Source organism: Streptomyces sp. NPDC059874, from assembly GCF_042731135.1.
GTDB lineage: Bacteria > Actinomycetota > Actinomycetes > Streptomycetales > Streptomycetaceae > Streptomyces.
Genome location: NZ_JBHWJY010000014.1, coordinates 69,930 through 96,821 on the forward strand (window position 1 = coordinate 69,930; position 26,892 = coordinate 96,821).

General features: G+C 72.1%; 30 protein-coding genes. 13 read left to right on the forward strand and 17 right to left on the reverse strand.

Annotated elements, in window-relative coordinates; all coding sequences use genetic code 11:
• Window positions 1–55: 55 nt before the first annotated feature.
• Genes ACFV9H_RS11130 through ACFV9H_RS11160 form a run of 7 tightly spaced genes read right to left on the reverse strand, consistent with a single transcriptional unit; the run spans window position 56 to window position 4,371 of the window.
• Complete coding sequence (locus ACFV9H_RS11130) at window positions 56–1,918, reverse strand: complex I subunit 5 family protein (protein ID WP_385396328.1); 1,863 nt, start codon at window positions 1,916–1,918, stop codon at window positions 56–58.
• 14 nt (window positions 1,919–1,932) lie between these two features.
• Window positions 1,933–2,304 carry an NADH-quinone oxidoreductase subunit K gene (locus ACFV9H_RS11135; RefSeq protein WP_385396330.1) on the reverse strand — a complete coding sequence of 124 codons (372 nt, stop codon included), beginning with the start codon at window positions 2,302–2,304 and terminating at the stop codon, window positions 1,933–1,935.
• Entirely contained in the window at window positions 2,301–3,029 is a 729-nt protein-coding gene (locus ACFV9H_RS11140) for an MnhB domain-containing protein (RefSeq protein WP_385396332.1), read from the reverse strand. Before ACFV9H_RS11140 ends, ACFV9H_RS11135 begins: the two co-directional genes overlap by 4 nt.
• Entirely contained in the window at window positions 3,026–3,295 is a 270-nt protein-coding gene (locus ACFV9H_RS11145) for a hydrogenase subunit MbhD domain-containing protein (protein ID WP_385396334.1), read from the reverse strand. Before ACFV9H_RS11145 ends, ACFV9H_RS11140 begins: the two co-directional genes overlap by 4 nt.
• Window positions 3,292–3,600: a monovalent cation/H(+) antiporter subunit G gene (locus tag ACFV9H_RS11150; RefSeq protein ID WP_385396336.1), complete on the reverse strand. Its 309-nt coding sequence runs from the start codon at window positions 3,598–3,600 to the stop codon at window positions 3,292–3,294. The genes ACFV9H_RS11145 and ACFV9H_RS11150 overlap by 4 nt, the downstream gene beginning before the upstream one ends.
• Window position 3,601: 1 nt before the next feature.
• Entirely contained in the window at window positions 3,602–3,910 is a 309-nt protein-coding gene (locus ACFV9H_RS11155; RefSeq protein WP_385396338.1) for an MrpF/PhaF family protein, read from the reverse strand.
• Entirely contained in the window at window positions 3,907–4,371 is a 465-nt protein-coding gene (locus tag ACFV9H_RS11160) for a hypothetical protein (protein WP_385396340.1), read from the reverse strand. The genes ACFV9H_RS11155 and ACFV9H_RS11160 overlap by 4 nt, the downstream gene beginning before the upstream one ends.
• A gap of 227 nt (window positions 4,372–4,598) precedes the next feature.
• On the opposite strand from ACFV9H_RS11160, the gene ACFV9H_RS11165 reads away from it, so the two are divergent.
• Window positions 4,599–6,866, forward strand: coding sequence for a SpoIIE family protein phosphatase (locus ACFV9H_RS11165; protein ID WP_385396342.1), 2,268 nt, complete (start codon window positions 4,599–4,601; stop codon window positions 6,864–6,866).
• Window positions 6,867–6,888: 22 nt separating this feature from the next.
• Here ACFV9H_RS11165 and ACFV9H_RS11170 read toward each other — a convergent pair whose 3' ends face one another.
• Window positions 6,889–9,804 (reverse strand): HAMP domain-containing protein, encoded by a 2,916-nt coding sequence (locus ACFV9H_RS11170; RefSeq protein WP_385396344.1) that lies wholly within the window; start codon window positions 9,802–9,804, stop codon window positions 6,889–6,891.
• Between the two features lie 131 nt (window positions 9,805–9,935).
• On the opposite strand from ACFV9H_RS11170, the gene ACFV9H_RS11175 reads away from it, so the two are divergent.
• Complete coding sequence (locus tag ACFV9H_RS11175; protein WP_385396346.1) at window positions 9,936–10,865, forward strand: SigB/SigF/SigG family RNA polymerase sigma factor; 930 nt, start codon at window positions 9,936–9,938, stop codon at window positions 10,863–10,865.
• 13 nt (window positions 10,866–10,878) lie between these two features.
• Here ACFV9H_RS11175 and ACFV9H_RS11180 read toward each other — a convergent pair whose 3' ends face one another.
• Together ACFV9H_RS11180 and ACFV9H_RS11185 are read right to left on the reverse strand one after the other, a co-directional pair.
• Window positions 10,879–11,445: an ATP-binding protein gene (locus tag ACFV9H_RS11180; RefSeq protein ID WP_385396348.1), complete on the reverse strand. Its 567-nt coding sequence runs from the start codon at window positions 11,443–11,445 to the stop codon at window positions 10,879–10,881.
• A gap of 12 nt (window positions 11,446–11,457) precedes the next feature.
• Window positions 11,458–11,829, reverse strand: a complete 372-nt coding sequence (locus ACFV9H_RS11185) for an STAS domain-containing protein (protein WP_385396350.1) — start codon at window positions 11,827–11,829, stop codon at window positions 11,458–11,460.
• A gap of 144 nt (window positions 11,830–11,973) precedes the next feature.
• Between ACFV9H_RS11185 and ACFV9H_RS11190 the strand changes: the two genes are divergently transcribed.
• A complete protein-coding gene (locus ACFV9H_RS11190; RefSeq protein ID WP_385396352.1) occupies window positions 11,974–12,789 on the forward strand; it encodes a VOC family protein in 816 nt (271 codons plus the stop codon).
• A 116-nt stretch (window positions 12,790–12,905) separates the two neighbouring features.
• Here ACFV9H_RS11190 and ACFV9H_RS11195 read toward each other — a convergent pair whose 3' ends face one another.
• The 4 genes from ACFV9H_RS11195 to ACFV9H_RS11210 all read right to left on the reverse strand — a co-directional run bounded on the left by ACFV9H_RS11195 (window position 12,906) and on the right by ACFV9H_RS11210 (window position 15,603).
• Window positions 12,906–13,361: a universal stress protein gene (locus ACFV9H_RS11195; protein WP_385396354.1), complete on the reverse strand. Its 456-nt coding sequence runs from the start codon at window positions 13,359–13,361 to the stop codon at window positions 12,906–12,908.
• Between the two features lie 18 nt (window positions 13,362–13,379).
• Window positions 13,380–13,535 carry a DUF6131 family protein gene (locus ACFV9H_RS11200; protein ID WP_385396356.1) on the reverse strand — a complete coding sequence of 52 codons (156 nt, stop codon included), beginning with the start codon at window positions 13,533–13,535 and terminating at the stop codon, window positions 13,380–13,382.
• Window positions 13,536–13,649: 114 nt separating this feature from the next.
• Window positions 13,650–14,909: a cytochrome P450 gene (locus ACFV9H_RS11205; protein ID WP_385396358.1), complete on the reverse strand. Its 1,260-nt coding sequence runs from the start codon at window positions 14,907–14,909 to the stop codon at window positions 13,650–13,652.
• Window positions 14,910–15,309: 400 nt separating this feature from the next.
• Entirely contained in the window at window positions 15,310–15,603 is a 294-nt protein-coding gene (locus ACFV9H_RS11210; protein ID WP_385396360.1) for an acylphosphatase, read from the reverse strand.
• A 106-nt stretch (window positions 15,604–15,709) separates the two neighbouring features.
• Between ACFV9H_RS11210 and ACFV9H_RS11215 the strand changes: the two genes are divergently transcribed.
• Together ACFV9H_RS11215 and ACFV9H_RS11220 are read left to right on the forward strand one after the other, a co-directional pair.
• Window positions 15,710–16,666 (forward strand): nucleoside hydrolase, encoded by a 957-nt coding sequence (locus ACFV9H_RS11215; protein ID WP_385396362.1) that lies wholly within the window; start codon window positions 15,710–15,712, stop codon window positions 16,664–16,666.
• 108 nt (window positions 16,667–16,774) lie between these two features.
• Window positions 16,775–17,179, forward strand: coding sequence for a hypothetical protein (locus ACFV9H_RS11220; RefSeq protein ID WP_385396364.1), 405 nt, complete (start codon window positions 16,775–16,777; stop codon window positions 17,177–17,179).
• Between the two features lie 39 nt (window positions 17,180–17,218).
• Here the strand turns inward: ACFV9H_RS11220 and ACFV9H_RS11225 are convergent, their stop codons facing one another.
• A complete protein-coding gene (locus tag ACFV9H_RS11225; protein WP_385396366.1) occupies window positions 17,219–18,610 on the reverse strand; it encodes a (2,3-dihydroxybenzoyl)adenylate synthase in 1,392 nt (463 codons plus the stop codon).
• Window positions 18,611–18,741: 131 nt separating this feature from the next.
• On the opposite strand from ACFV9H_RS11225, the gene ACFV9H_RS11230 reads away from it, so the two are divergent.
• The 4 genes from ACFV9H_RS11230 to ACFV9H_RS11245 all read left to right on the forward strand — a co-directional run bounded on the left by ACFV9H_RS11230 (window position 18,742) and on the right by ACFV9H_RS11245 (window position 21,481).
• Window positions 18,742–19,236: a MarR family winged helix-turn-helix transcriptional regulator gene (locus tag ACFV9H_RS11230; protein WP_385396368.1), complete on the forward strand. Its 495-nt coding sequence runs from the start codon at window positions 18,742–18,744 to the stop codon at window positions 19,234–19,236.
• A complete protein-coding gene (locus tag ACFV9H_RS11235; RefSeq protein WP_385396370.1) occupies window positions 19,233–19,697 on the forward strand; it encodes a MarR family transcriptional regulator in 465 nt (154 codons plus the stop codon). Before ACFV9H_RS11230 ends, ACFV9H_RS11235 begins: the two co-directional genes overlap by 4 nt.
• A gap of 26 nt (window positions 19,698–19,723) precedes the next feature.
• Window positions 19,724–20,893 carry a winged helix DNA-binding domain-containing protein gene (locus ACFV9H_RS11240; RefSeq protein ID WP_385396372.1) on the forward strand — a complete coding sequence of 390 codons (1,170 nt, stop codon included), beginning with the start codon at window positions 19,724–19,726 and terminating at the stop codon, window positions 20,891–20,893.
• A 108-nt stretch (window positions 20,894–21,001) separates the two neighbouring features.
• Window positions 21,002–21,481 carry a DUF6328 family protein gene (locus tag ACFV9H_RS11245; RefSeq protein ID WP_385396374.1) on the forward strand — a complete coding sequence of 160 codons (480 nt, stop codon included), beginning with the start codon at window positions 21,002–21,004 and terminating at the stop codon, window positions 21,479–21,481.
• A 12-nt stretch (window positions 21,482–21,493) separates the two neighbouring features.
• Here the strand turns inward: ACFV9H_RS11245 and ACFV9H_RS11250 are convergent, their stop codons facing one another.
• Together ACFV9H_RS11250 and ACFV9H_RS11255 are read right to left on the reverse strand one after the other, a co-directional pair.
• The gene (locus ACFV9H_RS11250; protein WP_385396376.1) at window positions 21,494–21,913 is read right to left on the reverse strand and encodes an ATP-binding protein; all 420 of its coding nucleotides are present in this window, start codon (window positions 21,911–21,913) and stop codon (window positions 21,494–21,496) included.
• Between the two features lie 91 nt (window positions 21,914–22,004).
• Entirely contained in the window at window positions 22,005–22,253 is a 249-nt protein-coding gene (locus ACFV9H_RS11255; protein WP_385396378.1) for a hypothetical protein, read from the reverse strand.
• Between the two features lie 287 nt (window positions 22,254–22,540).
• Here ACFV9H_RS11255 and katG point away from each other — a divergent pair, with 287 nt between their 5' ends.
• From katG to ACFV9H_RS11275, 4 genes are all read left to right on the forward strand, one after another.
• Window positions 22,541–24,730: a catalase/peroxidase HPI gene (katG, locus tag ACFV9H_RS11260; RefSeq protein ID WP_385396380.1), complete on the forward strand. Its 2,190-nt coding sequence runs from the start codon at window positions 22,541–22,543 to the stop codon at window positions 24,728–24,730.
• Window positions 24,731–24,951: 221 nt separating this feature from the next.
• A complete protein-coding gene (locus ACFV9H_RS11265; protein ID WP_385396382.1) occupies window positions 24,952–25,227 on the forward strand; it encodes an isoamylase early set domain-containing protein in 276 nt (91 codons plus the stop codon).
• Between the two features lie 211 nt (window positions 25,228–25,438).
• On the forward strand, window positions 25,439–26,440 hold the full coding sequence (locus tag ACFV9H_RS11270) for a Ku protein (RefSeq protein ID WP_385396384.1): 1,002 nt from the start codon (window positions 25,439–25,441) through the stop codon (window positions 26,438–26,440).
• Between the two features lie 72 nt (window positions 26,441–26,512).
• On the forward strand, window positions 26,513–26,878 hold the full coding sequence (locus tag ACFV9H_RS11275) for an ArsR family transcriptional regulator (RefSeq protein WP_385396386.1): 366 nt from the start codon (window positions 26,513–26,515) through the stop codon (window positions 26,876–26,878).
• Window positions 26,879–26,892 lie beyond the last annotated feature (14 nt).

Sequence of the window (26,892 nt, forward strand, 5' to 3'; positions counted from 1 at the left end):
TCCGGCAGATCGGGACCCTGGTGCTGTGACCGGAGAGGTTCACCGGGTCACAGCACTAGCTCCGGGCGGCGAAGGCCGCCAGGAGCGCCGCCGTCCCGGCCAGCAGCCAGGCCACGTAGTCGCCGACGTGCCCCGAGTGCAGCCGCCGCAGGGGCACGATCGCGTACGTGGTCACCCGCCCGGCCCACTCGCCGGTACGCCGCGCCAGCGGACCCCGCAGCGCGGGACCCCACAGCGCGGCGGCGGCCAGGCCCGCGGCGGCCCCGGCCGACAGCGTCCCGAGGGCCATCCCGGCCGGCGTCCAGGCGGCTTCGGGAGCGTGCCCGGCGGGCGGGGCGGTGCGTCCGGCCACGGCGTCCCGATAACCGGGCGCATCGCAGAACAGCACGGCCGCCTCGGCGAGGGCCCGGCCGAACTCCGGGACCAGGCCCAGTGTCAGGGATCCCCCGAGCAGGACGCAGGGGACGACCACCATCGGCCACGGAACCCGCCGGCGGGGATCGCGGATCTCCGGCTCCTCGTCCTTGCCGGTGGTTTCCGGGCCCGTCTGCCGGGCCGGCGTCGGGGCGCCTCGGCCGGCGAACACCCGTACGCCCGCCCTCAGTACGGCTCCCCCGGTGACCGCGGGCACCAGCACGAACAGCGGGATCAGCCAGGCGTTGCCCGCCTCCGCGGCGTGCTCGACGACCGCCTTGCCGAGTCCCGTCGCGAACGGCGGCAGCCCGGCCAGGGCGAGCCCGCCCGCCGCGAACAGCACCCCGGCGGGCGCGAGATCGCGGCCGCGACCGTACAGGCCGTGTTCGTCCACCGAGCCGTGCCGGTCCAGCAGCACCCCCACGAGCCCGAACAGGGCGGCCTTGGCTCCGGCGTGGCCGGCGGCGTAGACGGCGACCCCGGTCGTGGCCGCCGGGGTCAGCAGGGCCGATCCGCACAGGAAGAGGCCCAGATGGCCGATGGTGGAGAAGGCCAGCATCCGCTTGAGGTGCCGCTGCTGCCAGCACAGCACCGCCCCGGTCACCGCCGTGACGGCGCCCAGGACCAGGAAGACGGCGCGAAACGATTCCGCCGGGATGCCGCCGGGGCCGGAGAACACCGTCCAGTAGATGCGCAGCAGTCCGTACAGGCCGAGTTCCACCATCACCCCGGAGAGCAGCATGCACACGGGTGTGGGCGCCTCGGCGTGTGCGTCGGGCAGCCAGAAGTGGAAGGGCACGGCGGCCGCCTTGACCAGCATGGCGGTGGCGACCAGGACGAACGCGACGGTGACCGCGAGGTCGGCGGGCCGCCCCGCCAGTTCCTCGCCGATGCGCGCGAAGGCCAGTTCGCCGGTACGGGCGTAGAGCAGACCGATGCCCAGCAGTGCGCAGTATCCGGCGAGGGAACCGGTGAGGGCGAAGGCCAACGCGCCTTGCAGGGGCCGTGATTCTTCGATCCGGTAGCCGGTGAGGGCGTAGGCGGCGGCGCCCATCAGCTCCAGGAAGACGAAGGCGTTGAACAGGTCCCCGGTGAGCGCGAATCCGCACATCCCGGCCTCGAACAGCAGGATCAGCGCCGGGAAGGTGCCGCCCTGCCGGCCGCCCGGATCCGGTTCGTCGAAGTAGTACCAGGAGTAGCCGATGGCGGCGAGGACCAGGGCCCCCGCCAGCAGCGCGATCCCGGCCCCCAGCCGGTCGGTGGCGAGCACGATGCCCACGCCCCGTCCGTCGGCGGCCGGGGTCCAGGCGCCGATCCAGGAGACCGACCGCCCTTCCGTACCCGTCCAGAGCCGGGCGAGCAGGACCAGTTGGGCCGTCGCCCAGGCCAGGGCGAGCGCGTCGGCGGCCGCCCTGGGCAGCCACCGCCCGGCGACGGCCAGGACGACCGCGCCGAGCAGCGGGCAGACCACGGCCAGCGGGAGCAGGTCGGCGGTGTCTGTCATGGGCACCTCGCGCGTCAGCCCTTGAGGCCGGTCAGCGCGTCGGGATCGGCCGTGCCGTGCCGTTTGGCGATCTGCAGGACCAGGGCCAGCAGCAGCGCGGTGAGCGCGGCGCCGACCACGACGTCGGTCAGGGCGAGGGCCTGTGCCACGGGGTCCACGACGGGCGTGCCGGCCGGGATGTCGGTGAAGTAGGGGGCGGTGCCGCCGCGCCGGTAGCCGACGGCGACGAGCAGGACGTACGTCCCCGACTGCACCACGGTCAGGCATCCGATGGCGTGCACCGAATCGCGACTGGTCACGAGCCCGTACACGCCCGCGAGGAAGATCCACCCGGCGGCGAGGTACGGGAGCAGCCCGAGCGGCTGCGGAGGGGGCTGCGGCGTCATGTGGACTCGATCTCCAGTGCCTGGTCGATGAAGGCGGCGAGCAGGACCACCAGCGCGGAGCCCACCTCCACGCCGACGGCCGCGTTGAGCAGGGGCACCAGGCCGCCGGAGGTCAGTTGTCCGAGGGTGCCCAGTGGCAGGACGTTCTCCAGGTAGGCCGCTCCGACGGCGAGGGGGACCAGGCCCAGGGCGGCGAAGGCCCCGGCGCCGATGGCGTCGGCCACGTCGAGGGCGGCGCGCGGTCTGACCCGTCGCAGCACGCGGTAGTCGGCGGCCAGGTAGGCCACGTGGAGACCGGTGGCCAGCACCACGCCGCCCTGGAAGCCTCCACCGGGGGTGAGTTGACCGTGGGCGACCACGTAGACGCCGGTGACCAGCGCGATCGGCAGGAGCAGCGTGCCCAGCAGCCGGGTGGTGGGCTGGACCCGGCCCGGCCGGGGGCGTACGAGGCGTTCGTCGCGGGCCCGTCGTAGCAGCAGGGCGGCGCCCAGTACGGAGGTGAAGAGGATGAACTCCTCGCCCAGGGTGTCGAATCCGCGCTGGTCGAAGGTGACCGAGGCGACCACGTTGGCGGTGCGCTGGTCCAGCGCGGCCGGTACCGCACGATCGGCGTAGGGGTGGAACGGGCCGCCGAAGGCGGGAAGCTTCCCGCACGCGGCGGCGTATCCCGCGGCGATCAGCAGGGCCGCGACCCAGAACACCGAGATGCGTGCGGCGCGGGTCACTTCTCCCCCTCCTCCCTCCGGTCGGCCACCGCACGGATCTTGCGCACGGTCAGCAGGATCAGCAGCGGGGTCACCACCGCGGCGACCGCCAACTGCGACAGGGCCACGTCCGGGGCCTGGAGCAGGGTGAACAACAGCGCGAGGAGCAGCCCGAGGGCGCTGAGCACCACGGCCTGGCGGACCGGGTCCCTGGTCCGGACGGCCGCGGTGGCGACGGCGGTCACGAGGAGGACGGTGGCGTCGGCGAGCAGTTCGGTGGCGATCACGTGCCGGAGTCCCCGGACAGCCGGCCCTCGTGCTCGGCGGTGACCCGGCCCACGGCCAGTGTGGTCAGCGTGCCGCCGAGCACCATCAGAGCGGCGATGACGAGGAACTTGACGGCGCCCCGGCCCGGCGGGGCGTCGACGGCCAGTGCGAGCAGGGTCAGCGGCGCGCCGAGCGAGGTGCCCGGTGCCAGCGCGTGCAGTCGTGCGTACGGGCGGGGCAGGGTCCGGAAGGCGAGGACGGCGAAGAGGAGGACGGCGGTCCCGGCGGCGAGCAGGACCGTGGCGCAGACGGTACGGGGGTCCATGTCAGCGGGCGCCGGTCCGGCGCGCGGAGCCCTCGCGCGGCCTGCCGAGGAACCGGGCGAACGCCAGGACTCCGACGGGTCCGAGCAGGGCGAGGGCCAGCCCGAGGTCGGTGTACGCGGTGCGGCCGAGGCCGCGGGCGGCCAGCAGCAGGATCACGGTGACCAGGGTGCCGGTCATCGCGAGCCCGGCCAGCCGGTCGACCGGCGTGCCCCGGCCGCAGGTGAGCAGTACGGGCGGCAGGCCGAGCACCAGCAGCACTCCGGCCGCCACGAGCCAGGCGTTCCAGTCGGTTCCGTACGCGCCGCTCACCGGTCCCTCCCGCTGACGAGGGCCTGCTCCAGTGCGCTCGCCGGGCCGGGCAGGGTGTGCACGAGCATCCGGCCGCCGCGCCCGAGGTCGACGACGTACAGGCCGGGGGTGGTCGCGAGCAGCCCGCAGGCCCAGGCCGCGCCGGCTCCGCGGCGCAGCGTCATGGTGTGGAACCGGCCGGTGACCCGGCGGCCCCGCAGCACGCGGGTGACGAGGACGGCCAGCCGCCAGGTGTCGGCCAGCAGGGTGCCGGGACAGTGGAGCAGGGCCGGAAGCAGCCGGGCCAGGCCGCCCGCGCGGGCATCGGCGGCGATCCGTACGGCCCGGGCGGCCACGGCGCCGAGCAGGGCTCCCGCGGCCGCCACGGCCAGTTCGGGCCAGGACAGGGTCTCGACGAACAGCACCTGGAGGACCAGGCCGCCCGTCCACCAGGCGATCAGCTCCGCCGCGGCTCTTGCCACTGCCCCTCCCCCGTCGGGTGTCCGCATTCGACAGGACCCAGGTGTACCGCCGTGCGCCGCGCCGTCCGGTGTCGCGCGCCGCCGCGCCGGTGAGCCCGGGCCACGCGTCACCGGTCCGGCGTACTCGGGAGCGCGGGACGGCCGATCGCGCACCCGTGCGGTGTCGTTTCACACTGGGGGGCGAGGGAAGTCGCGTCCACGGGGGCCGACCGCCGGAGGTGACGTCCATGACCGAGCCGGGCCCGGCCGGTGTGCCGTCCGGCAGTTCGTTGGCCGCCGCCGTCACCGATCTGACCGCGGAGGTCGCGTCCCTCCATGCCGACCGCGCCCGTCGGCGCCTGCTCGATCTCGCCACCGGCGTGCTCTCGGCTCAGCTGTCCATCCCGCCCGACGAGGCCGCGGACCACCTGGTTCGGCTGGCGGTGTCCACGGGGCTCGGGGCCGTGGACACCGCCGTCGACATCGTCAACGCGGCCGTGGGCCTGCTCGTCGTCGAGGTGCCCGACGGGCAGTCCGGGGCCGCGTCCGAGGCACGCCGGGCCCGTCGCAGTGCGGCGGCGGCCCTCGCCGCGGACACGGCCGGCGAAGCGCTGGACACGCTGCTGGAAGGCGGCCTGCGTCCCCTCGGCGTCCGGGCGGTGTTCCTGTGGCGGCGCACCGAGACGGGCTGCCTGGAGCTGGTCGGGCAGGCCGGTGCGAGCCGCCCGGAGGCCACGCACTGGCAGTGGATGCCGCCCGAGTGCGGGGGCCCGCTGCACCGGGCGATGCGGGGAGGCACCCCCGTCTGGCTGCCGGACGGCACGGACGTGGACGCGCCCGCCGGCTCGGCCCGGCTGCCGGGAGCCGTACCGAAGGCCGCCCGGGTGCTGTTTCCGCTGCGGCCGGCGGGCGGGACGGCCGGGCTGCTCCTCGCCGTGTGGGAGGAGCCCGTACCGCTGGATGAAGGAATGCGCAGGGAGTTCACCGACTTGGCGCAGCCCGCGGCGCACGTCTTGGACTGGACGCGGGACGAGGAGGGCGGGCCCCGCTGCCTGACCGCCCTGCTGGACCTGTTGGAGCAGCCCGCGGCGATCGTCCGGGCGCCCGAGGGGGGCCCGGCGGTCGTCGAGTTCGCCAATCCGGCCGCCCGCAGGGCCGTCGGCGAGATCCACGATCACGTGGGCAGGCCGGTCGCGCAGGTCTTCCCGTACGCCCACGAGGGTCTGGTACGGCTGATCGCGGCGGCGGCCGGTGGCGGCGGGCCGCAGATCGTCCCCGGCCTGCCGGAGGACGGACTGGCCCCGCAGTCGGGCTCCATGGCGCACGTGCGCGTACTGGCCCTCGCGAGGGAGCGGGCCGTGGTGGTCTGGGACACCGTCGACACGAGCCCGGTGCTGGTCCGCGTGCTCGGGCGGCTGGAGCGGGTCGCCTGGTTCGAGGACGATCTGGTCACCGGCAGGTCCCGGTGGAGCGCGAAGGCGTACGCGCTCTTCGGTCTGGAGCCCGGAGCGGACCCGCTGCCGCTGCGCACGCTCGGACCACGGGTGCACACGGAGGACGGCGACGTCCTGAAGCGGATGCTGTCCGCCCTGATGGACCGGCGGGACGGCGCCCAGGGGCTGCTGCGGGTGGTGCGGCCCGACGGCGGGGTGCGCCGCGTCCAGATCGCGGCCGAGCCCGTCCTGACGCGGGGCGTGCTGACCGGGCTGGCGGGCGTGTACCAGGACGTCACGGCGCAGCACCACACCGAGGTCGCCCTCAACGCCAGCTTCGACCGGCTCACGGCCGCGCAGGCGGAGGCCGAGTTGCGCAACCGGGTGGTGCTCCGGCTCCAGCAGGCGATCCAGCCGGAGACGCCGGCGCTGGAGACACTGCCGGGCCTGGAGATCGCGGCCCGCTACCGGCCGGCCGTCGCGGAGTACCGGGTGGGCGGCGACTGGTACGACGTACACCCGCTGCCGGTCGGGCGGGTGCTCGTCTCGGTCGGTGACGTCGCAGGGCACGGCATCGACGCGGCGACCGCGATGACGACCCTGCGCAACGCGCTGCGCGGACTGGCCGTCACGGGCGGGGCGCCCGGAGAGCTGATGGGATGGCTCAACGAGGTGGCCCTGCGCGCGCCCGGCCAGCCGACGGCCACCGCCCTGTGCGCACTGTACGACTCCGCCGAACGGACGCTGTGCTGGACGACGGCCGGGCACCTGCCGCCGCTGCTGGTGCGGGACGGGCAGGGGCGGTTCCTGGAGCCGCCGCACACGGTCCTGCTGGGTGCCTTGCCCGGAGCCGCGTATCCGGAGGAGGTCACCCGGGTGCTTCCCGGCGACCTGCTGCTCTTCTACACGGACGGGCTGGTCGAGCGGCGACACGAGGGGCTGGACGACAGCCTGGCGGTGTTGCGGCGCGCCGCCGAGCGGCTCGGGGCGGGCCGTACGGACGAGCTGGCCGACCGGCTGATGGCGAGGGTCAGCGGGGACACGGACGACGACACGAGTCTGGTGGTGCTGCGGGTGTGCTGACGCTCGGCGGTCCTGCCGGCGCTCAGCGGTCCGGGGCCGGCAGGCAGGCGCGGATCCTGGCGATCAGGACCTCCGGGGCCACCGGCTTGGCGACGTAGTCGGTCGCCCCGGCGGCCAGCGCTTCGGCCTCGTCGCCCGGCATGGCCTTGGCGGTGACGACGATGACGGGGAGGTCACCGAGGCCGGGCAGCCGGCGGATGGCGCGGGTGGTCTCGTACCCGTCCATCCCGGCCATCATCAGGTCCATCACCACGAGGTCCACCTGCTCTCCGCCCGTGAGCAGTGCGATCCCCGCCTCCCCCCGGTCCGCGGCCAGGACCCGGATGCCCGCCTCCTGGAGCATCGCCGTCATCGCGAAGACGTTGCGGGCGTCGTCGTCGATCACGAGGACGGTCCGGCCGGCCGGCCCGGTGTCCGCGGCCCGTCCCTCGCCGCCTGCCCGTGCTCCGTGCGGCTGCTCCGCGGTTCCGTGTCCGGATCCGGGGCTTCCGCGGCCGTCGCGTGCCGGCAGGTACAGCGTGAAACGGCTGCCCCGGCCTTCCGTGCTCTGTGCCAGGAGGACGCCGCCGAGCAGCCGGGCGACCTCGCGGCTGATGGAGAGCCCGAGGCCGGTTCCGCCGTAGGCGCGGGAGGTCGCCGGATCGCCCTGCTGGAAGGCGCCGAAGACGGACTCCAGCCGGTCGGTGGGGATGCCGATGCCGGTGTCGGCGACGTGGAAGGCGATCACGTCGGCGCCGTGCAGGAGCGTCGGGGGCAGCTCTTCGGGGGCGGCCCTGTCCACGTGCACGGTCACCCGGCCGGCTTCGGTGAACTTCAGCGCGTTGGAGAGCAGGTTGCGCAGTATCTGACGCAGCCGGGCCTCGTCGACGATCAGATCGTCGGGGACGTCCGGGGCGGCGGCGACGGTGAGCTCCAGGTTCCGCTCGTCGGCGACGGGCCGGAAGGTGGTGTCCAGGTAGTCGAGCAGGCGGCGTAGCGAGACCGGTTCCGGGTGGACGTCCATCTTTCCGGCCTCGACCTTGGACAGGTCGAGGATGTCGTTGATCAATTGCAGCAGGTCGGATCCGGCGGAGTGGATGACGGTCGCGTAGTCGACCTGTTTCTCGGTCAGGTTGCCCTCGGGGTTGTGCGCCAGGAGCTGGGCGAGGATGAGCAGGCTGTTGAGCGGGGTGCGCAGTTCGTGGCTCATGTTGGCCAGGAATTCCGACTTGTACATGGAGGTGCGCGACAACTGCCGGGCGCGTTCCTCCAGTTCCTGGCGGGCCTGTTCGATCTCCAGGTTCTTGCGCTCGATGTCGCGGTTGCGGTCGGCCAGGAGGGCCGCCTGCTCCTTCAACTCGGCGTTGGAGCGTTTGAGTTCCTGCTGGCCTACCTGTAGCTCGTGGGATCGGGAGCGGAGTTCCGCCGTCAGCTGCTGGGACCGCTCCAGGAGCTCGTCGGTGCGGGCGTTGGCGATCAGCGAGCGGACGTTGACGCCGAGCATCTCGGTGAGCTGGTCGAGGAAGTCCCGGTGCAACGGGCGCATCGGGCGCAGGGCCGCCAGCTCCACCGCGCCCAGCACCTGGTCCTCGGCGACGATCGGCAGGACGGTCAGCGTGGTCGCGTCGGTGGCTCCGGTGCCGGAGGCGATCGTCGCGTACCCGGGCGGCAGGTCGTTCACGGTGATGGCCCGGCGGCCGGCGGCGGCCTCGCCGACCAGGGACTGGCCGATCCGGAAGCGGCGCGGGCCGGTGCCCGGCTCGTCGGGCAGCCCGTACGTGGCGATGGCGACGAGTTCGGTGCCGTCCGGCCCCTCCTGGGCCAGGAAGAAGCTGCCGTACTGCGCGTCCACCAGGGGCGGCACCTCGCGCATGATCAGCTGAGCGACGGCGGGCAGGTCCCGGATGCCCTGGATCTGTCGGGAGACCCGCGCCAGGCCGGCACCGAGCCACTCCTGCTCCTCGTTGGCCCGGGTGGTGGCGCGCAGCGACTCGACCATGGCGTTGATGTTGTCCCTGAGTTCGCCGACTTCGCCCGGGGCGTCCACGGTGATCGAGCGGGTCAGGTCGCCCTCGGCGACGGCTCCGGTCACCTCGGCGATGGCCCGTACCTGCCGGGTGAGGTTGCCCGCCAGCTCGTTGACGTTCTCCGTCAGCCGCTTCCAGGTGCCCGATACGTCGGCCACCTCGGCCTGGCCGCCGAGCCGGCCCTCGCTGCCGACCTCGCGGGCCACCCGGGTGACTTCGGCGGCGAAGGACGACAGTTGGTCGACCATGGTGTTGATGGTGGTCTTGAGCTCCAGGATCTCCCCGCGGGCGTCCACGTCGATCTTGCGGGTGAGGTCGCCGCGCGCCACGGCCGTGGTGACCTGCGCGATGTTGCGCACCTGGTTGGTCAGGTTGGTGGCCATCGAGTTGACGTTGTCGGTGAGGTCCTTCCACGTTCCGGAGACGCCGTGGACGGTGGCCTGACCGCCCAGGTTCCCCTCGGTGCCCACCTCGCGGGCCACGCGGGTGACCTCTTCCGCGAAGGCCGAGAGCCGGTCGACCATGGTGTTGATGGTCTCCTTCAGCTCCAGGATCTCACCGCTCGCGTCCACCCGGATCTTCTGCGTGAGGTCGCCCCGTGCCACGGCGGTCGCCACCTGGGAGATGTTGCGCACCTGGGAGGTCAGGTTGTCGGCCATGCTGTTGACACCGGTGGTGAGTTCGCGCCAGACGCCGCCCGTGCGCGGGACCCTGGCGTGGCCGCCGAGCAGCCCCTGGCCTCCGACCTCCTGGGCGACGCGGGTGACCTCGGCCGTGACCAGGGACAGCCGCTCGACCATCCGGTTGTAGACGGCCGCGATCTCCCCGGGGAGGCCCTCGGCGTCGTCCGGCAGCCGAGCGGTGAGGTCCCCGTCGTGGACGGCCGTGAGGCTCGCGAGCAGCTTTTCGAGGATCCGGTCGGAATCGTTCATGTCTGACCTCGCTGCGTCCACTGTGACACGGCGAAGGGTCAACCCGCCCGCCCTGGGGTATATCCCCGTCGAAGGCCACGACGGTCCCGATGTGCCAAACGGGCACCGGACCACCCCGTCGGAGGATTCCCATGTCAGCCCTTTCCCGCGACACAGCGGAGCCCGTCCATACCGCCTACCGCACCGCCTACCGCGCGACCGCCCTCGACGTCCCGAAACTCCCCGAGATCCCCGAGGACCCGCTCGGAGTCAGCACCTCCGACGCCCGGGTCCTGTCGGTCTCGCTGTTCCGGCGGCTGAACGCACTCACCGAGGGAACCGCCGAGTATTCGTACGTCCGCAATACGCTCGTCGAACTCAACCTCAGCCTGGTGAAGTACGCCGCCCGCCGGTTCCACAACCGCAGCGAGCCGACGGAGGACATCGTCCAGGTGGGTACGATCGGCCTGATCAAGGCCATCAACCGGTACGACGTCGAGCGCGGGGTCGAGTTCGCGACGTTCGCGCTGCCCACCATCACCGGCGAGATGAAGCGGTTCTTCAGGGACACCTCCTGGGCCGTGAAGGTTCCGAGGCGACTGCAGGAACTGCGGCTCGACATCGCCAAGGCGCACGACGTCCTGGAGCAGGGGCTGGGCAGGCGGCCCACCGACCACGAGCTCGCGGAGCGCCTGGGCATCGACGACGACGCCCTGGCGGAGGGGCGCCGGGCCGCGAACGGATACACCGCGGGCTCCTTCGACAGGCCCGCCGGGGACGAGCCGGAGGCGAACGCGGCGCCCCAGACGCTGGGGGTCGAAGAGCCCGCGTACGAACTGATCGAGAGCCTGGAGTCCCTCAAGCCGCTCCTCGCCGACCTCGGCGAACGCGACCGGCTGATCCTTTCGCTGCGGTTCGGGGAGGACCTGACCCAGGCGGAGATCGGCGACCGGCTCGGGGTCTCCCAGATGCAGGTCTCCCGGCTGCTGGGCCGGATCATGGCGAAGCTGCGGACCGGTCTGCTGACGGACGGCGACGCGCCGGAGCCGGACATCCGGGGCGCGGCCGCGCACGACGAGTGAGGGCGCGCGACGGTTACGCGCGGGACCGCCCGGCGCCGCTCCTGCCCACGTCGCCCCTGTCGTGGTCGCCCCTGTCGGGGCCCTTGGCCCTGTGGTCTTGGCCCTTGGCCCTGTGCCGGGACCACCAGGACCGCTCGTCCTGTGCCTCCACGAACCCGCGGGGTGCGGAGACCTCCAGCCAGACGCGTTTGCCGCCGTCCAGGGGCTCCGCGCCCCAGCTCCGGGCCAGCCGGTCCACGATGAGCAGCCCGTGCCCTCCGGGTCGGGCGGGGTGTGAGCGGGGCTGGAGCACCGGGAGGGTCGGGCTCCGGTCGGTCACCTCGACGCGCAGGCCGTCACCGGTGCGCCGGAGCAGGAGCGAACTCGGGCCGCCGCCGTGCAGGCGCGCGTTGGCCACCAGCTCGGACACGAGCAACAGGACGTCCTCTGCGTCCGCCTCCGCATCGGGGTCCGAAGCGGGTAGCCACTCCCAATCGGTCAGCGCCCGCTTGGTGAAGTCCCGGCACCGCGTGACGACGTCCTCCTCCTCGGCGCCGAGCACGAAGACCCGACTCCGTTCCGGTGAACGCCGCTCGTTCATCACGCGCCTCCGCTAACGGTGCTGCGGATGTCCTGCCAGTGCCTCTGCGACGTCGGCGTACACGGAAAAGATCTCGTCCGCGCCGGTGATGCGGAACATTCGCTCGACCGGCCTACGAAGGCCCACGAGCTCGATCCTGGACCCGGCCCGCTCGGCCGTGAGCCGGCCGCGCAACAAGACGTTCAACCCCGTCGAATCGCAGAAGCCCACGTCGGAGAAGTCGACCAGCACACGCTCGCCACCCTCGGCGGGGACGGCTTGGAGCGCCTCCCTCAGCGGTTCGGCCGTATCGTGGTCCAGCTCTCCGCCGAGCTTGAGGACGGTCGCCCCGCGGACGTGCCGTACTTCGCACGTGAACCGGTCGCCCTCCGCTGTGGAAGCCATGGGGAGCCCCCTTCCGCCTCTGACTCTGCACGGCGCCTACCCGGAGGTGCGCCGGCCAATCGCGTCGCCGACCCCTCGATGGGCATATGTGGCCACAATGAGGGGAGCAGCAAATTCCGGAGCGTCTGACGAGAGGAGGCTGCCGTGGTGCTGGTGGCAGCGGACGCGCCGGGTGCGCCGTGCTGGCTGAGCCTGATGACGCGCGACCTGCAGGATGCGGAGCGCTTCTACGGGGCTGTGCTGGGCTGGACCTTCCGGCGCGGGGTGTTCGGGCGGGCCTCCTCGGTGGCCGAGCTGGACGGCGTACCGGTGGCGGGGATCGGGGCGATGGCGGTGGCGCCGGACGCACCCGTGGCGTGGACCGTGTACTTCGCGGTCGACGACGCCGACGCGGCCGTGGCCGGGATCCGGGAGCGCGGGGGCACGGTCGGCGTGGGGCCGGTGTCATATCCACCCCGCGGGCGGGCGGCCCTCGCCACCGATCCCGAGGGGGCGGCTTTCGGCGTCTGGGAGGGAGAAGCGCTCACCGAGTGGCGCGTCGGTGAGGGCGAGGCACCCGCATGGGTGGAACTGCACACGCGCAACGCCTTCGACGCGGCCGTCTTCTACGGCGAGGTCCTGGAGTGGGTGGGGCACCAGGAGAAGGAAGAGGACGACCACGCCGGATGCTGCGAGGTCTCGTACGAGGAGGACCAGGTCGTGCTGCGGCGTGCGGGCCGGCCCGTGGCTCGCTTGAACAGCGGCCCGGTCGAGGCGACCGCCGAGAGGCCGCAGCTGCGGCCCCGCTGGCTGGTCCACTTCAAGGTCCCGGATCTGCGGCGGGCGCAGCGCGCGGTCGTCGAAAACGGCGGCACCCTCGTCCCGGACGCCCCCGGATGGAGCAGCGAGCAGCAACGCGTGACGGTGTGCGATCCGGACGGCGGCCTGTTCACGCTCGACCAGTCACCCCCCGCCGCCTGATCCACCCGCGTTTCGGCCATGGAAGTGGGGCCAGGACCGACCCGCAGGTCGTCCCGGCCCCACCGGCCCCTCGCTCCTCGGTGTCCTCCGGCTCCGGCCATGCGAGAACGCCGTACTCAGCTCGACGCCGAACCCGCTTGCGAGCGGACGAGGACGACCGGGCAGGGCGCGTGCGCGGCGCACTGCTGGCCGACCGAGCCCAGCAGCAGGCTGGCGAAGCCGCCCCGGCCCCTGCTGCCCACGACCAACAGCTCGGCGCCGGCGGACGCCCCGATCAGGACCTTCGCCGCGGAGCCACGCACCACGTGCTGTTCCAACGGCACCTCGCCGACCTGACGGAGCACCTTCTCGATCTCGTCGGTGAGATCCTTCCTGGCCTGCTCCTCGTCGAACGCGACGTCCGCCGCCGGTGCGGACCAGCCCGCCGCGCCGGGCAGGTCGTACGCCGCCACGGCGTCCACGGTCCCCGCGATGAGGCGTGCGTACCGCACGGCCCACCGGAGCGCCTCGTAGGAGGCGGGGGAGCCGTCGACGCCCACCACCACACGGGGAGTATGACCACTGGTGTCCATGGCCTCATCCCACCTCCCTCACCAGTAGTGGCGACGGCCGCCGACCGCGTGCCCGACCGACCCCAAGAGCCACAGGACCGCACCCACCACGACCAGGATGATGCCGATGGTCCAGAGGATGCCGATGCCGGTCAGCCAGCCGATAAGCAACAAGATGATTCCAAGGACAAGCATGATGTCCCTCGATCCCGCGGAGAATGTCGGCGGAGCGATCTGTTCCACCTCGGTCCCGCAGACGGCTTCTACCCTCCTGCTCCACCCCTTATCAGGGGATCGTGAATCTTCCGGTCAGCGGACCAGGGCGCGCTTGAGTTCGGAGCGGGGTTCGAGTTCGAGGACGAACCCGCTGCGCGGCCGGGTGGGTATCCGGCTCAGCGGGATGGACAGGTCTTGTTGCGGTACGTCGAGGTCCAGGTGGGCGAGGGCCGACGACAGCGTCGTGAGCAGGGAGAGGGTGATGTCCTCGCCCGGGCACCGATGGCCGGTCCGCGCGTCGCCTCCGCCCTGCGGGATCAGTTCGTCGCGGCCGGGTTCGTGGCCCAGGAAGCGCCCCGGGGCGAAGTGGTACGGCCGCTCCCACAGCGCGGGATCGTGGTGGTGCCCGTACACGTCCAGGAGGAGGAGGGTCCCGGCCGGGACCTCGTCTCCGGCGTAGGTGAGGTCACGGGCGGCCAGGCCTGCGACGAAGGGCACGAAGGGGTAGAAGCGGCGGACTTCGTGGGCGAACGCGCGGGCGTGGGCGGGGCCGATGTCGCGCAGTTGGTCCCGCTGGCCGGGGTGGCGGTGGAGCGCGTGCGCGGCGAAGGTGACGAACCAGGTGATGGCGACGGTCGGACGGATGATGTTGAGGAGTTCGACGGCCGCCGTGTGCGGATCGAGCAGGGTGCCGTCCGGCTCCCGGTACAGGGCGACCGTCTCCACCACCGTCCCGGAGCGCAGGCGCGGGTCGTGTTCGCGGGCACGGTCGACGGCGGCCAGGAGGCCCTGCTCCTGGCGCTGCCGGGCGCGGCGGGCCCGTACGTGCCGGGGCCCGGCGGTGGCGAAACCGTCCACCATGGCCACGCAGTCCTCGGCGATCTCACGGGCCGCGTCGTCGGGGACGGGCAGACCCATCCAGTCGCACACCGCTCCCGCGAGCAGCGCGGCCACTTCGTCGAACAGCACCACCCTGCGGCCCTCCCAGTCGATCACGGCGTCGCGCCAGCCGCTCTCGACCCGGGCGCTCAGACCGCCGACGCCCTCCGGTGACATGAGCAGCGACACGAGCAGTTCCTTGCGCCCCCGGTGGTCCGCCCCGTCCAGGGTGTGGACCGCTCCCCTGCCGAAGAGGGTGTCGAGCACCGGCGCCGGCAGCGCGCCGTGCCGCTGGACGCGGCTCTCGTCGTAGAAGAGGGCGACGGCCTCGGGACCGTGCAGCAGTACTGCGGGGCGCCCCATCAGGCGGGTGTGGACCACCGGCGCCCCGTCATGGGCGCGGCGCAGGTCCGGGGCCCAGGCATAGCCGTGGGTCAGCAGGGAAAGGGTGCTGTCGATGTGGTGACCGGACATGCCGTGCGCCTACCCGGGCCGGGCGCGCGCATTCGGGCCGGGGGCCGGATCGGGGTCCGGGGCCGGTTTGGGTGCCGGTCGCGGAGCCTGCGGATCACCGGGCCACGGATGCGTGGGAGGCGCCGGGTTGGGCTCCGACGGATCACGCGGGTGGGGATGCGTGGGCGGGCCGGTTCTCTGATGCCTCATGCCCCACACCTACCCCGGTCCGCGAGCCGTAGACCCGACGGCGCCGTACCGGCGGAGCTGCGTTCCCGCAGCGCGGGGGCCCTTGCCGACCTCGTCCCGCCGCGTGACTTCGTACGATTCACCGATGGCCTGGTACGCGTGAGTCCGGCGCCCGAGGCGGCCGAGCGGTTGCGCGCGGCGTGAAACGGGCAGCAGCGCGAAACAGGACGCGTCAGCCCGCGTCCCGGGGTGTGGGCCGTACGTCGAAGCCGCGCGGTTCCTCCGGCGCGGCGGTCTCCTCGCGGACCTCGACGCCGCGGACCACGGCCGCGGCCGGCCCCGTACGGGCCCAGCGCACCATCGCTTCGACGGCGTTCTCGTCCCCTTCGAACAGGGCCTCGACATCGCCGTCGGGCAGGTTGCGCACCCACCCCGACACCCCGTGCGCCAGCGCCTCGCGGCGGCAGGTGTCCCGGAAGAACACCCCTTGCACGGTTCCCGACACGATCACGCGTTTGCGCACCATGCGCCGACCATACGGCGGGATCGAGCCGTTCTCCCGGCGCCTTCCCGACACGGCACCGGGCCGGCGGCACACTGGAGGGTCCACGCCCCGGACCCGGAGGACCGACGTGCCCGTTCCGATCATCATCGACTGCGATCCCGGACACGACGACGCCCTCGCGATCATGCTGGCGGCCGGCGACCCGGCGGTCGACCTGCTGGCCATCACCACGGTCGCGGGCAATCAGACGCTCGAAAAGACCACCCTCAACGCGCGCCGCGTCTGCACGGTCGCCGGGATCACCGACGTGCCCGTCGCGGCCGGCTGCGACCGGCCGCTCGTCCAGCCGCTCGGCGTCGCGGAAGACGTGCACGGGGCCTCCGGGCTCGACGGGCCGATGTTCCCGGAGCCCACCGTCGACGTCGTCCCGGAGCACGCGGTGGAGCTCATCCACCGGACGCTGGCCGGGCATCCGGAGCCGGTCACCCTCGTCCCGACCGCACCGTTGACCAACATCGCCCTCCTGCTGACCCGCTATCCACAGGACGCTTCCCGGATCCGCGAGATCGTCCTGATGGGCGGCTCGACGGAGCGGGGCAACCGCACCCCGGCGGCCGAGTTCAACGTCCTCACGGATCCGGAAGCCGCGGACATCGTCTTCCGCAGCGGCGTGCCCGTCACCATGTGCGGCCTCAACGTCACCCATCAGGCGCTGGCCACGCCCGAGGTGCTGGCCCGCTTCGAGGGGCTCGGTACGCCCCTCGGGCGCGTGTGCGTCGAACTGCTGACCTTCTTCGCGTCCACTTACCGCCGGTTGTGGGGGTTCCCGCACCCGCCGCTGCACGACCCCGTGGCAGTGGCCCGCGTCATCGACCCCGGGCTCGTGCACTGCGTCGACGCCAACGTCGTCGTGGAGTTGCACGGCCGGTACACGCGCGGCGCCACCGTGGTGGACCTGCACCGCTACGTGGACCGCCCGGTCAACGCCCAGGCGGCGGTGCGTTTGGAGGCCGACTTGTTCTGGGACCGGATGGTCGCCGCCGTCGCGGCGCTCGGAGCACGGACGCCGCCCGAGCGGGGGTAGATCGGGAGAGGCACAGGCGGCTCGCCGCATCCGGATAATGGAACGGACCTGGCCACCGGCGTGCGCTCGCGCGGTCGCGGCCCGACCGACCGGAGAGGCGAAGGATCGATGACGCTCGAAAAGGGCCGTCGGGTGAAACTGGCGGCGGACCTCAGGCTGACCGGCTCGGTCACCCTGGCCGGTGACGATCCGGTGGCGCCGGTCGCCGTCGCCGGCTCCCTGTCCCTGGCGTCGGGCACCGGGGGCATCGTCGAGCAGGTGACCGATCACCGTCACGAGCAGCTCGAACAGAGCCATGAGGTCCGTGAGTACGTACGACTCAAGTCGCTCCTGGACGACTTCGGCCACCAGATGCCCCCGGGGAGCAGGAAGCAGCTCGAAGAGCAGGTCGACGCCCTCGAACCCGAATGGCTCGCCCACCAGGGGCAGGAGCCCCGCGTGACGGTCCGCGTCCGCCTCGACAACGGCTTCGTCCTCGACGAGGCGCGGGAAGACCTCTTCACCTCCGCCTGACGCTTCGGCGGGAGCTCCGGGCCTTCGCGGCCCGGCTCGTCACGGGCCGGCCGCCTCGTCGCGGTCGTCCCGCGGCGGGACGTCGTCGAGGCGGCCGGTCACCACCAGGTTGCCGTCCGCGGTGCGCCGCGCGAGGTCGCCGGTGCGGAGGTAGCCGTCGGCTGTGAAGGCACGTGCGTTGTCTTCTGGCGCCCGGTAGTAGCCCCGCGGGGTGTACGGACCGCGGGCGAGGAGTTCACCGGGCTCCCCGTCGGGCACGTCCTTGCCGTCGCCGTCGACGATGCGGAGCTCGTCGTCGGGCGAGAGCGGGCGGCCCTGCGTGGTGAGCACGGTCTCGTCCGGATCGGTCGGCCGAGTGAGGGTGAGCACCCCCTCGGCCATGCAGAAGACCTGCTGTAGGCGGCAGCCCAGTTCCGGCCCCATCCGTTCCGCGGTCGCCCGCCGCAGGGTCCCGCCGCCGATCTGCACGAGCCGCAGGCTGCTCAAGTCGGCCTGCACCGTGGGTAGTACGTCGAGCCAGAGCCGGGCCACGGCGGGCACCACGGAGGTGATGGTGACCCGCTCCCGTCCGATGGCCGCGAGGCATTCGGCGGGTCCCGGGTTCTCGACGAGGACGACCGTGCCGCCGACGGAGAGGGTCCCGACGACGCCGGGGCCGCCGAAGGCGAGGTTGGACTCGGGGGGCAGCGCGGCGAGATGGACGTCGTCCTCGGTGAGCGACACCAGCTCGGCGGCGGCCCGCGCCTGGTAGGCGTAGTCGTTGTGGGTACGCGGAACGAGACGGGGCGCCGCGGTGGTACCGCCGGAGGGCAGGAGGAACGCCACCTGGTCGGCGCTCTGCGCGAGCACCGGATCGGGCGGGGCGTCGATGGAGTCGAGCGGGCTGTAGTGGCAGCCCGACGGGTCGACCGTCAGGCCACCGCCGTACGGGGACGAGGCGCCCGGCGCCTCAACGGTGAACACCCGCCGCAGGAACGGCACTCGGGCCGCGATGTCCGCGACCATCGCCGTGTGGTCGAATCCCCGGTAGGTCGAGGGACCGACGTACCCGACGGCCTGGGTGACCCTCACCATGTGATCCACTTCGGACGCGCGGTACGAGACCGGGCAGAACACGGGGACCACGCCGGCGCGCATCAGCGCGAACACGGTGGTGACGAACTCGGGAACGTTCGGCAGCTGGACGACGACCCGTTGCCCGGTCCGGATGCCCCGCTGCCGGATTCCGGCGGCCATCCGGTCCACGCGCCGGTTCAGGGCGGCGTACGTGACGCGGGTGGCGCCGTGGACGAGCGCGGTCCGCGGCCCGTACTGCAGGGCCCAGTCGCGCAGCAGGTTGTCCAACCTGTTGCCACGCCAGTGCCCGGCCATCCAGTAGCGGTCGACGAACTCCTCGGGCCAGGGCGCGCAACCGCCGAGCATGGACGTCATGCGGCAATCCAATCCGTCACCACCCGTACGCGCAATGCGCTTTCTCGACCACGGACGTCGGATTCGATCAGCGGAAAGACCAACGGGGAAAATAGTAGCCATGGACATAGTAGCTATGTACTCTATCCACCATGAGCAAGGATTCACCGGGCCCCACGCCCGGATTTCTGGTGTGGCGACTCGCCAACAAGTGGCGCGTCGCGGTCGATCGCGCGGTGGCTCCGCTGGGACTCACCCACGCGCAGTACTCACTGGTGGCGTCGCTGCACGGCATGCAGCGCGCCGGTGAGCGGCCCAGTCAGCGCCGACTCGCCGACCACACCGGCCTGGAGGCGCTGTACGTGTCCAAGCTGGCGCGTGCCCTGGAGTCGGCCGGCCTGATCGAGCGCACCCGCGATCCCCGCGACCCGCGCGCCGTACAACTCGCCCTCACCGAGCAGGGCGAGGCCGTCACACGGCGGGCCATCGCGGTGGTCCAGGAACTGCTCCAGCAGTTGCTGGAGCCGCTCGGCGGCCTCGACGCCCCGCGGACGCGCGCGTTCACCGAGGAACTGACGACCCTGCTCGACGCACCTCTCGCTCCATCCCTGCCGACCGACGAGAGCACTCAGGAGACGACACCATGACCGTCACCACCGCACCCGTACCCGCACTCGCACCCGCCGCCGACGCCCGCGCCCTCGGCCTGGCCCACTACGCCGCCCGCGGCCTCCTGGAACACGTCCTGGGCCGGCACGGCATGACGTTCCAGCAGCAGGTCGCCCTGCGCGCCGCCGCCACCGCCGACGCCCCGCGGACGCCGGAGGATCTCGTCATCCAGGTCCAGAGCTCCCTCAAGGCCGATCCGGCCGACATCCGCGCCACTCTCGACGAGCTGCTGGCCAAGCAGCTGCTCGTCACGGACGGCGCACACCTTCGGCCCACGGATGCGGGGCGCGAGCTGCTCGCCGCCGTCGGCGCGGAGACCGCTCCCGTCACCGCCCGCGTCTGGGGCGGGATACCCGCCGAAGACCTGGCCGCCGCCGGCCGCGTCCTCACCCTCGTCACCGAGCGCGCCAACGCGGCGCTCGCGGCGCTCACCGCCTGACCGCCTGGCGACCGTAGCGTGGAGCCATGACCGCGATCTCGGTGTCCTGGGATGCCGCGAGCACCCGCCGCATGGACCGGCAGGGGCTCCTCACCCCCGCCACGACCGCCGAGTCCTCGCCCGCCGACATCGCCGGGCGGATGCTCGGCGCGCACGCCCAGGTCGCGTCCGCGGCGGAACTCTCCATCGCGCTGCGCCTGGACGGCGCGACCCGCACGGACGTACGCGACGCACTGACCGGCGGGCAGGGCGCCCGCCCGGGCACGCTGGTCAAGACGTTCGGACCGCGCGGCACCATCCATCTGCTGCCGGCCCGGGACCTGCCCTGGTGGACCGGCGCCCTTTCGAGCGTTCCCGCCCGCCCGAGCCCCTTCCGACCCGAGGCCCGGATGACGCACGCCCAGACCGGCGAGGTCATCGCCGCGATCGGCGACGCCCTGACCGGCACCGAACTGACGGTGGACGAGCTCACCGAGGCGATCGTGGCGCGGACCGGCCCCTGGGCCGCGGACCCGGTGATGCCCGCCTTCCAGACCATGTGGCCGCGCTGGCGCCAGGTCACGCACACCGCCGCCCACCACGGAGTGCTGGCCTTCGGCCGCGACCGGGGGCGCAAGGTCACGTACACCAATCCCGGCTGCACCCCCGCCTCCCCCACCCGGTCGCTGCACGCACTGGTCGACCGCTACCTGCGCGCCTACGGGCCCGCCACCGCCCAGGACTTCGCCACCTGGCTCGCCGCACCCGCCGGCTGGGCCGCCGAGCTCTTCGCCTCCCTCGCGCGGAAGGACCGCATCGAGGAGGTGTCCTTCGCGTCCGGCCGGGCCTGGCTGGCCGCCTCGGACACCGTCTTCCCGGACGAACCCCCGCGCGGCGTGCGACTGCTGCCCTACTTCGACGCGTACGTCATCGCCACCCGCCCCCGCGAGCTGCTCTTCCCGGGCGCCGCGGCCACCCGCGCCCTGGCCGGCGGCCAGGCCGGCAACCACCCCGTCCTGCTGATCGACGCCGTGGCCGCCGGTGTCTGGCACCAGCGCCGTACGGGGCGCCGCATCGCGCTCACCGTGGAGCCACTGCGGCGGCTGGGCAAGGCCCACCGCCGCGCACTGGACGAACAGGTGGAGCGTACGGGCGCGATGCTCGAAGGAACCGCGGAGCTCACGCTCGGCAAGGTCACCGTGGGCCCCCACGCCTGACACAACGCGGCCGTGTGGCACGGGCGTGGCGGGGGCGCGTGGGGGGCAGCTCTGATTCACGACGCCTGGGCCGGGTAGGGGCCGGGCGGTGCGAGGGAGGTGTCGAGCATGTCCACGGAGGCCGAACGGGACGAGACCCCGACGGAGCGCGCGGACCGGCGCTGGCAGGAACTCATGCAGGAGATCCGTGTCGCCCAGACCGGCGTCCAGATCCTCTTCGGATTCCTGCTCACGGTCGTCTTCACCCCGGTGTTCCGCGGCCTGAGCGACACCGACAAGACGACCTACATCGTCACGGTGATCCTGGGCTCGCTCGCCACGGGTGCGCTCATCGGGCCGGTCGCCTTCCACCGCGTGGTCTCGGGCCGGCGCATCAAACCCGAGGCGGTCACCTGGGCCGCGCGCCTGACCTTCATCGGGCTGCTCCTGCTGCTCGCCACCTGCTCCTCGGCCCTCTTCCTCGTCCTGCGCGTCGCGTCGGACAACGCCCTCGTGCCGTGGCTCGTGGGAGGAGTGGTGACCTGGTACCTGCTGTGCTGGTTCGCGCTGCCCATGTGGGTCCGGCTGCGTCACACCTCCGAGGAGTGACGCTGGCCGGCCTCAGCGGGGGACGTGGACGTGAATGGTCTTGCCGCGCCGCGGGCCGTGGTGTCGGATCTCCACATCGGTCCCGAGCCGGTTGACCAGGTGCCATCCCCATCCGCCTTCACCCCGACCATCGGGCCGCCTGAGCTGCGGCTCCGCGTTGCTGGAGTCCGTGACGTCGACGTCGACGCCGTCGGGCCGCAGGTGGAGGTCGAGCGCACAGCCTCCGGAGGTGTGCCGGACGGCATTGGTGACGAGCTCGCTGATCACCAGCAGGGCGGCGTCCAACGCGATGGGCGCGAACGCGGGCCCCCGGTGCGCGGAGGCCGCGAGGAACTCGCGGGCCGCGCGGCGGGCGTCGGCAACCGCACCCCGACCGTTCAGATCCAGATCCAGGTCCAGGTGCAGGTGCGGTGTCGAATAGAGAGGCAGCATGGAACGGGCTCTCCAAGAGCCGGTATAACGCTTACCTTCGTGCGCCTTCCCGATCCCGCCGCCTTCACTCCCCCCGCGGGCGTCGGCTGCGTCATCGCGTTCTCCAGTGGTACTTTCCGCCGCCCACCCACCGGACCTCGTCCGGGTCGTCCAGGTCGTGGATCACGAGGCCGGCGGCCGCTGAGATCAGGAGCACGTCCGTCATGGACCTGGCGGTGCTGACGACCTCCCCGTCGATCTCCACGATGCGGAACGGCGGATCATCCGGATGCACGCCGGGTTGCACGCCGAGTACCCAGACCCGCGCCGCGGGAATGTACGGGCTCGCGCTTTCGGTCATGCGCACTCGCCTCCACTCCATGGCAGGAGCACCGCGAGGCGGCCCCTGCTTCCATGCCGGCCGTTTTTGCCGGAAATCGAGATCATCAGAATATCCCGCACCTGATCCCTGCGGACTTCGGACTTTGTCTGCTTGTTACTCGGGGTGCTCTGCGTGTTCTCGCGGCGGCGCGGTGCACGGTGCGCGACCATACGGGCGCGGGTCGCAGTGCTCGAGTCGGAAAAGCAGACAGCGTCAAGAGCCGGCAACCAGCGTATGGAAACACCGAGACAGGAAGAAGGACGGACGTGCCCGGCAGCGAGAGCGAGAATCCAGCAATCCCCTCCCCCACCCCCACGCCGAGTCGGCCCAGGACGAACCGGGACTGGTGGCCGAATCAGCTGGACCTCCAGGTTCTCCACCAGCACTCGCCTCGATCCAATCCGATGGGCGAGGACTTCAACTACGCGGAAGAGTTCGCGACCCTGGACGTCGACGCGCTGAAGCGGGACGTCTTCGAGATGATGACGACCTCGCAGGACTGGTGGCCTGCCGACTACGGCCACTACGGGCCGCTCTTCATCCGGATGAGTTGGCACGCCGCGGGCACGTACCGCATCGCCGACGGCCGGGGCGGTGGCGGCTCGGGCGCTCAGCGTTTCGCCCCGCTCAACAGTTGGCCGGACAACGCGAGCCTCGACAAGGCGCGCCGTTTGCTCTGGCCGATCAAGCAGAAGTACGGCCGGAAGATCTCATGGGCCGACCTTCTGGTTTTCACCGGCAACTGCGCGATGGATTCGATGGGCTTCAAGACGTTCGGATTCGGCTTCGGACGAGAGGACATCTGGGAACCGGAGGAAATCTTCTGGGGGCCCGAGGACACATGGCTCGGAGATGAGCGCTACAGCGGCGACAGGAATCTCACGGGTCCTTTCGGTGCGGTCCAGATGGGGCTGATCTACGTCAACCCGGAAGGCCCCAACGGAAACCCGGATCCGATCGCCGCCGCCAGGGACATTCGCGAGACGTTCGGGCGCATGGCGATGAACGACGAGGAGACGGTCGCGCTCATCGTCGGCGGCCACACCTTCGGCAAGTGCCACGGCGCGGTCGGGCCCGAGTACGTCGGCCCGGAACCCGAGGCCTGCCCGATCGAGCTGCAGGGCCTCGGTTGGACGAATTCGTACGGCAGCGGCAAGGGGGTCGACACGCTCACCAGCGGGCTCGAGGGCGCCTGGACCACCGAGCCGACCAAGTGGGACAACGGCTACCTGGACAACCTGTTCCGGTACGACTGGGAGCTGACGACCAGCCCGGCCGGTGCGCACCAGTGGACCCCCACGGACGCCTCGGCCCAGGGCACGGTGCCCGATGCGCACGATCCGTCGAAGCGGCACGCTCCCATGATGCTGACGACGGACCTCTCGCTGAAGCTGGATCCGATCTACGGGCCGATCTCGAAGAGCTTCCACGAGAACCCCGCCAAGCTCGCGGACGCCTTCGCCAAGGCCTGGTACAAGCTGCTGCACCGCGACATGGGGCCCATCTCGCGTTACCTCGGCCCGTGGATCCCCGCGCCGCAGCTGTGGCAGGACCCCGTGCCCGAGGTCGATCACGCACTCGTCGGGGAAGCGGAGATCGCCGACCTCAAGGCCCGTGTCCTCGCCTCGGGACTGTCCGTCTCCCAGCTGGCAGCCACCGCCTGGGCGGCCGCTGCGAGCTTCCGCGGCACCGACAAGCGGGGCGGGGCGAACGGGGCCCGGATTCGACTCGCACCGCAGAAGGACTGGGAGGTCAACGCCTCGCCCGAGGTGACCGAGGTGGTGCGGACCCTGGACCGGATCCGGCAGGAGTTCAACGACTCGCAGGCCGGCGGAACGTCGGTCTCGCTCGCCGATCTGATCGTCCTGGGCGGGTGCGCGGCCGTCGAGCGGGCCGCGAAGGACGCCGGGCACGACGTCACGGTCCCGTTCTCACCGGGCCGCACGGACGCCTCGCAGGAGCAGACCGACGTGGAGGCGTTCGCCGTGCTCGAACCCAGGGCGGACGGGTTCCGCAATTACCTGCGGGCCGGCGAGAAGCTGTCGCCGGAAACCCTGCTCCTGGACCGAGCCAGCCTGTTGACCCTGACCGCACCCGAGCTGACGGTGCTGACCGGCGGCATGAGGGCCCTGAACACCGGCTTCCGGGGCTCCCGGCACGGCGTGTTCACCGAGCGGCCGGAGACGTTGACCAACGACTTCTTCGTCAACCTGCTCGACATGGGTACGGAGTGGAAGGCGTCGACCTCGACGGAGAACGTGTTCGAAGGGCGGGATCGCGCCACGGACGAGGTCAAGTGGACCGCCACCGCGGTCGACCTCGTCTTCGGTTCGAACTCCCAGCTCCGAGCCCTCTCGGAGGTGTACGCGTCCGACGACGCGGGAGAGAAGTTCGTGCGCGACTTCGTGGCGGCGTGGGACAAGGTGATGAACCTCGACAGGTTCGACCTCGTCTGACGTACCGCACGAACGTCAGGACCCGGCCGGGGTGATGGTGACTACGGGCCCGGCCGGGGTCTCCACATTGGCACACGAAGTGACGCCGTGCACCATTTGTGTCACCGGACGCAGCGGGCGGGTGACCCTGTCGCGCGAGTGGGGGCGTCGGCGTGCGGGCTCGCCGTGGCCCGTCGACGATGGACCGCGTACCCGTCCGCTGCTGTCGTCAGGAGCCCCCCATGCTGGAGCGCACTCTGCGCAAGGACCGCACCGAGGTCACCTTCGTCCTCCCCGCCGACACCCCGCCCGGCCCGGTCAGTGTCGTGGGTGACTTCAACGACTGGCAGCCCGGCGCCCACATGTTGAAGCGGCGCAAGGACGGCAAGCGCGCCGTCACCGTGGAGCTGGCCGGTGAGCGCACCTACTCGTTCCGCTACCTGGCCGCCGGGGACTACTGGTTCAACGACGACACCGCCGGTGACCAGGACGGCTCCAACAGTCGCCTCCACACCTGATCGTCCGTCCCGCCGGCATCGGCCGCGATGGCGGCGGGCCGTGTCGTCTCCCCCGCCCCGGGTAGGAGCCCGGTGCGGGGTGCGGTCCTGGCCTCATGGCTGCGACGGGGGCCGCATCCCGCCCTCCCGGGCACGGTCCCGGGCCCGGAATGCCTCACGGGAAGCGGGCAGGGGCCGGCCCCGACAGCCAACGCGAGGGACGGTGATCGTCATGGCGCGTCCGGTGTGGGCGGGAGTTCTGTCGTTCGGGCTGGTCAGCCTGCCGGTGGGCCTCTACACGGCGACCGACAGCCACACGATCCGGTTCCACCAGCTTCAGAGGGGCACCGCGGACCGGATCCGCAACCGGCGCGTGAACGAGCGGACCGGGAAGGAAGTCGAGCTCGACGACATCGTCAAGGGTTACGACGCCGGCGACGAGTACGTGCTGGTCGAGCCCGGAGAGCTCGACGACATAGCGCCCGGGCGCTCCCAGACCCTGGAGATCAGCGGGTTCGTCGACCTCGACCAGGTCGCTCCGATCTTCTTCGACAAGACCTACTACGTCGGCCCCAAGGGCAGGGAGTACGCCAAGGTGTACGGCCTGCTGCAGACGGCCCTGGCGAAGGCGAACCGGGCGGGCGTCGCCACCTTCGTGATGCGCGGCCGCGAGTACCTGATCGCGCTGAAGGCAGAGGACGGCATCCTGACCCTGCACACGCTGCACTGGGCCGACGAGATCCGCGATCCGCACCGGGAGATCCCCGACCTGCCCCGCACCACTCGGGTCAGCGCGAGCGAGATGGAGATGGCCGAGCAGCTCATCAGCGCCCTGTCGATGGACTGGGACCCCGAGGACTTCCAGGACACCTTCCAGGAGAAGGTCTCCGCCCTCATCGAGGCGAAGAAGTCGGGCGAGACGGTCGAGAAGGCCGAGCCCCCGGCCGAGGCCACCGGCGCCGTGGACCTCATGAAGGCGTTGCGCGCGAGCGTCGAGCGGGCCCGCAGCCCCAAGGACACCGGGGAGAAGGCCACCGCGAGCGGCACGGCGCGGGGGAGCACACCGGCCGCGAAGAAGCGCGTGACCGCCAAGAGCCGGTCGACCTCCTCGCTCGGCTCGCTCAGCTCACTCACGAAGGCCGAGCTCTACAAGAAGGCCGCGGCCGCTCATGTTCCCGGCCGATCCTCCATGACCCACGACGAGCTCGCCGACGCCCTCGCTTCTCGGCGCTGACTCCCGCACGGCGGACCGGTCGGCCGATTCAGGTCTGGCGAAACCGGAATCCCGAATCATACAATTTCGGGCATGGAGCCTGTCGAGCCGCGGACCAGCTGGACCTTCGTCACCAACCACGCCCGGATCCTCGCGATGATCATGCGTGATCCGGAAACGCGGCTGCGTGACATGGCCGGGGCCTGCCGGCTGACCGAACGCGCGGCCCAGGCCATCGTCACCGACCTGGAGAACGCCGGCTACCTCACCCGAGCCCGCCGCGGCCGCCGCAACCACTACCGGATCACGCCCGGCACCCTCTTCCGTCACCCGGCCGAAGGACGGCACGAGATCGCGGATCTCCTGAAGCTGCTGGCCGAGCTCGACCCCCCACCGGACGGGCCGCCACCGCCCGCCCCGGCCGTGCGCCGGGCGGGATCGGGTCGCACGAACGCATGAGATGGCTTTGAAGG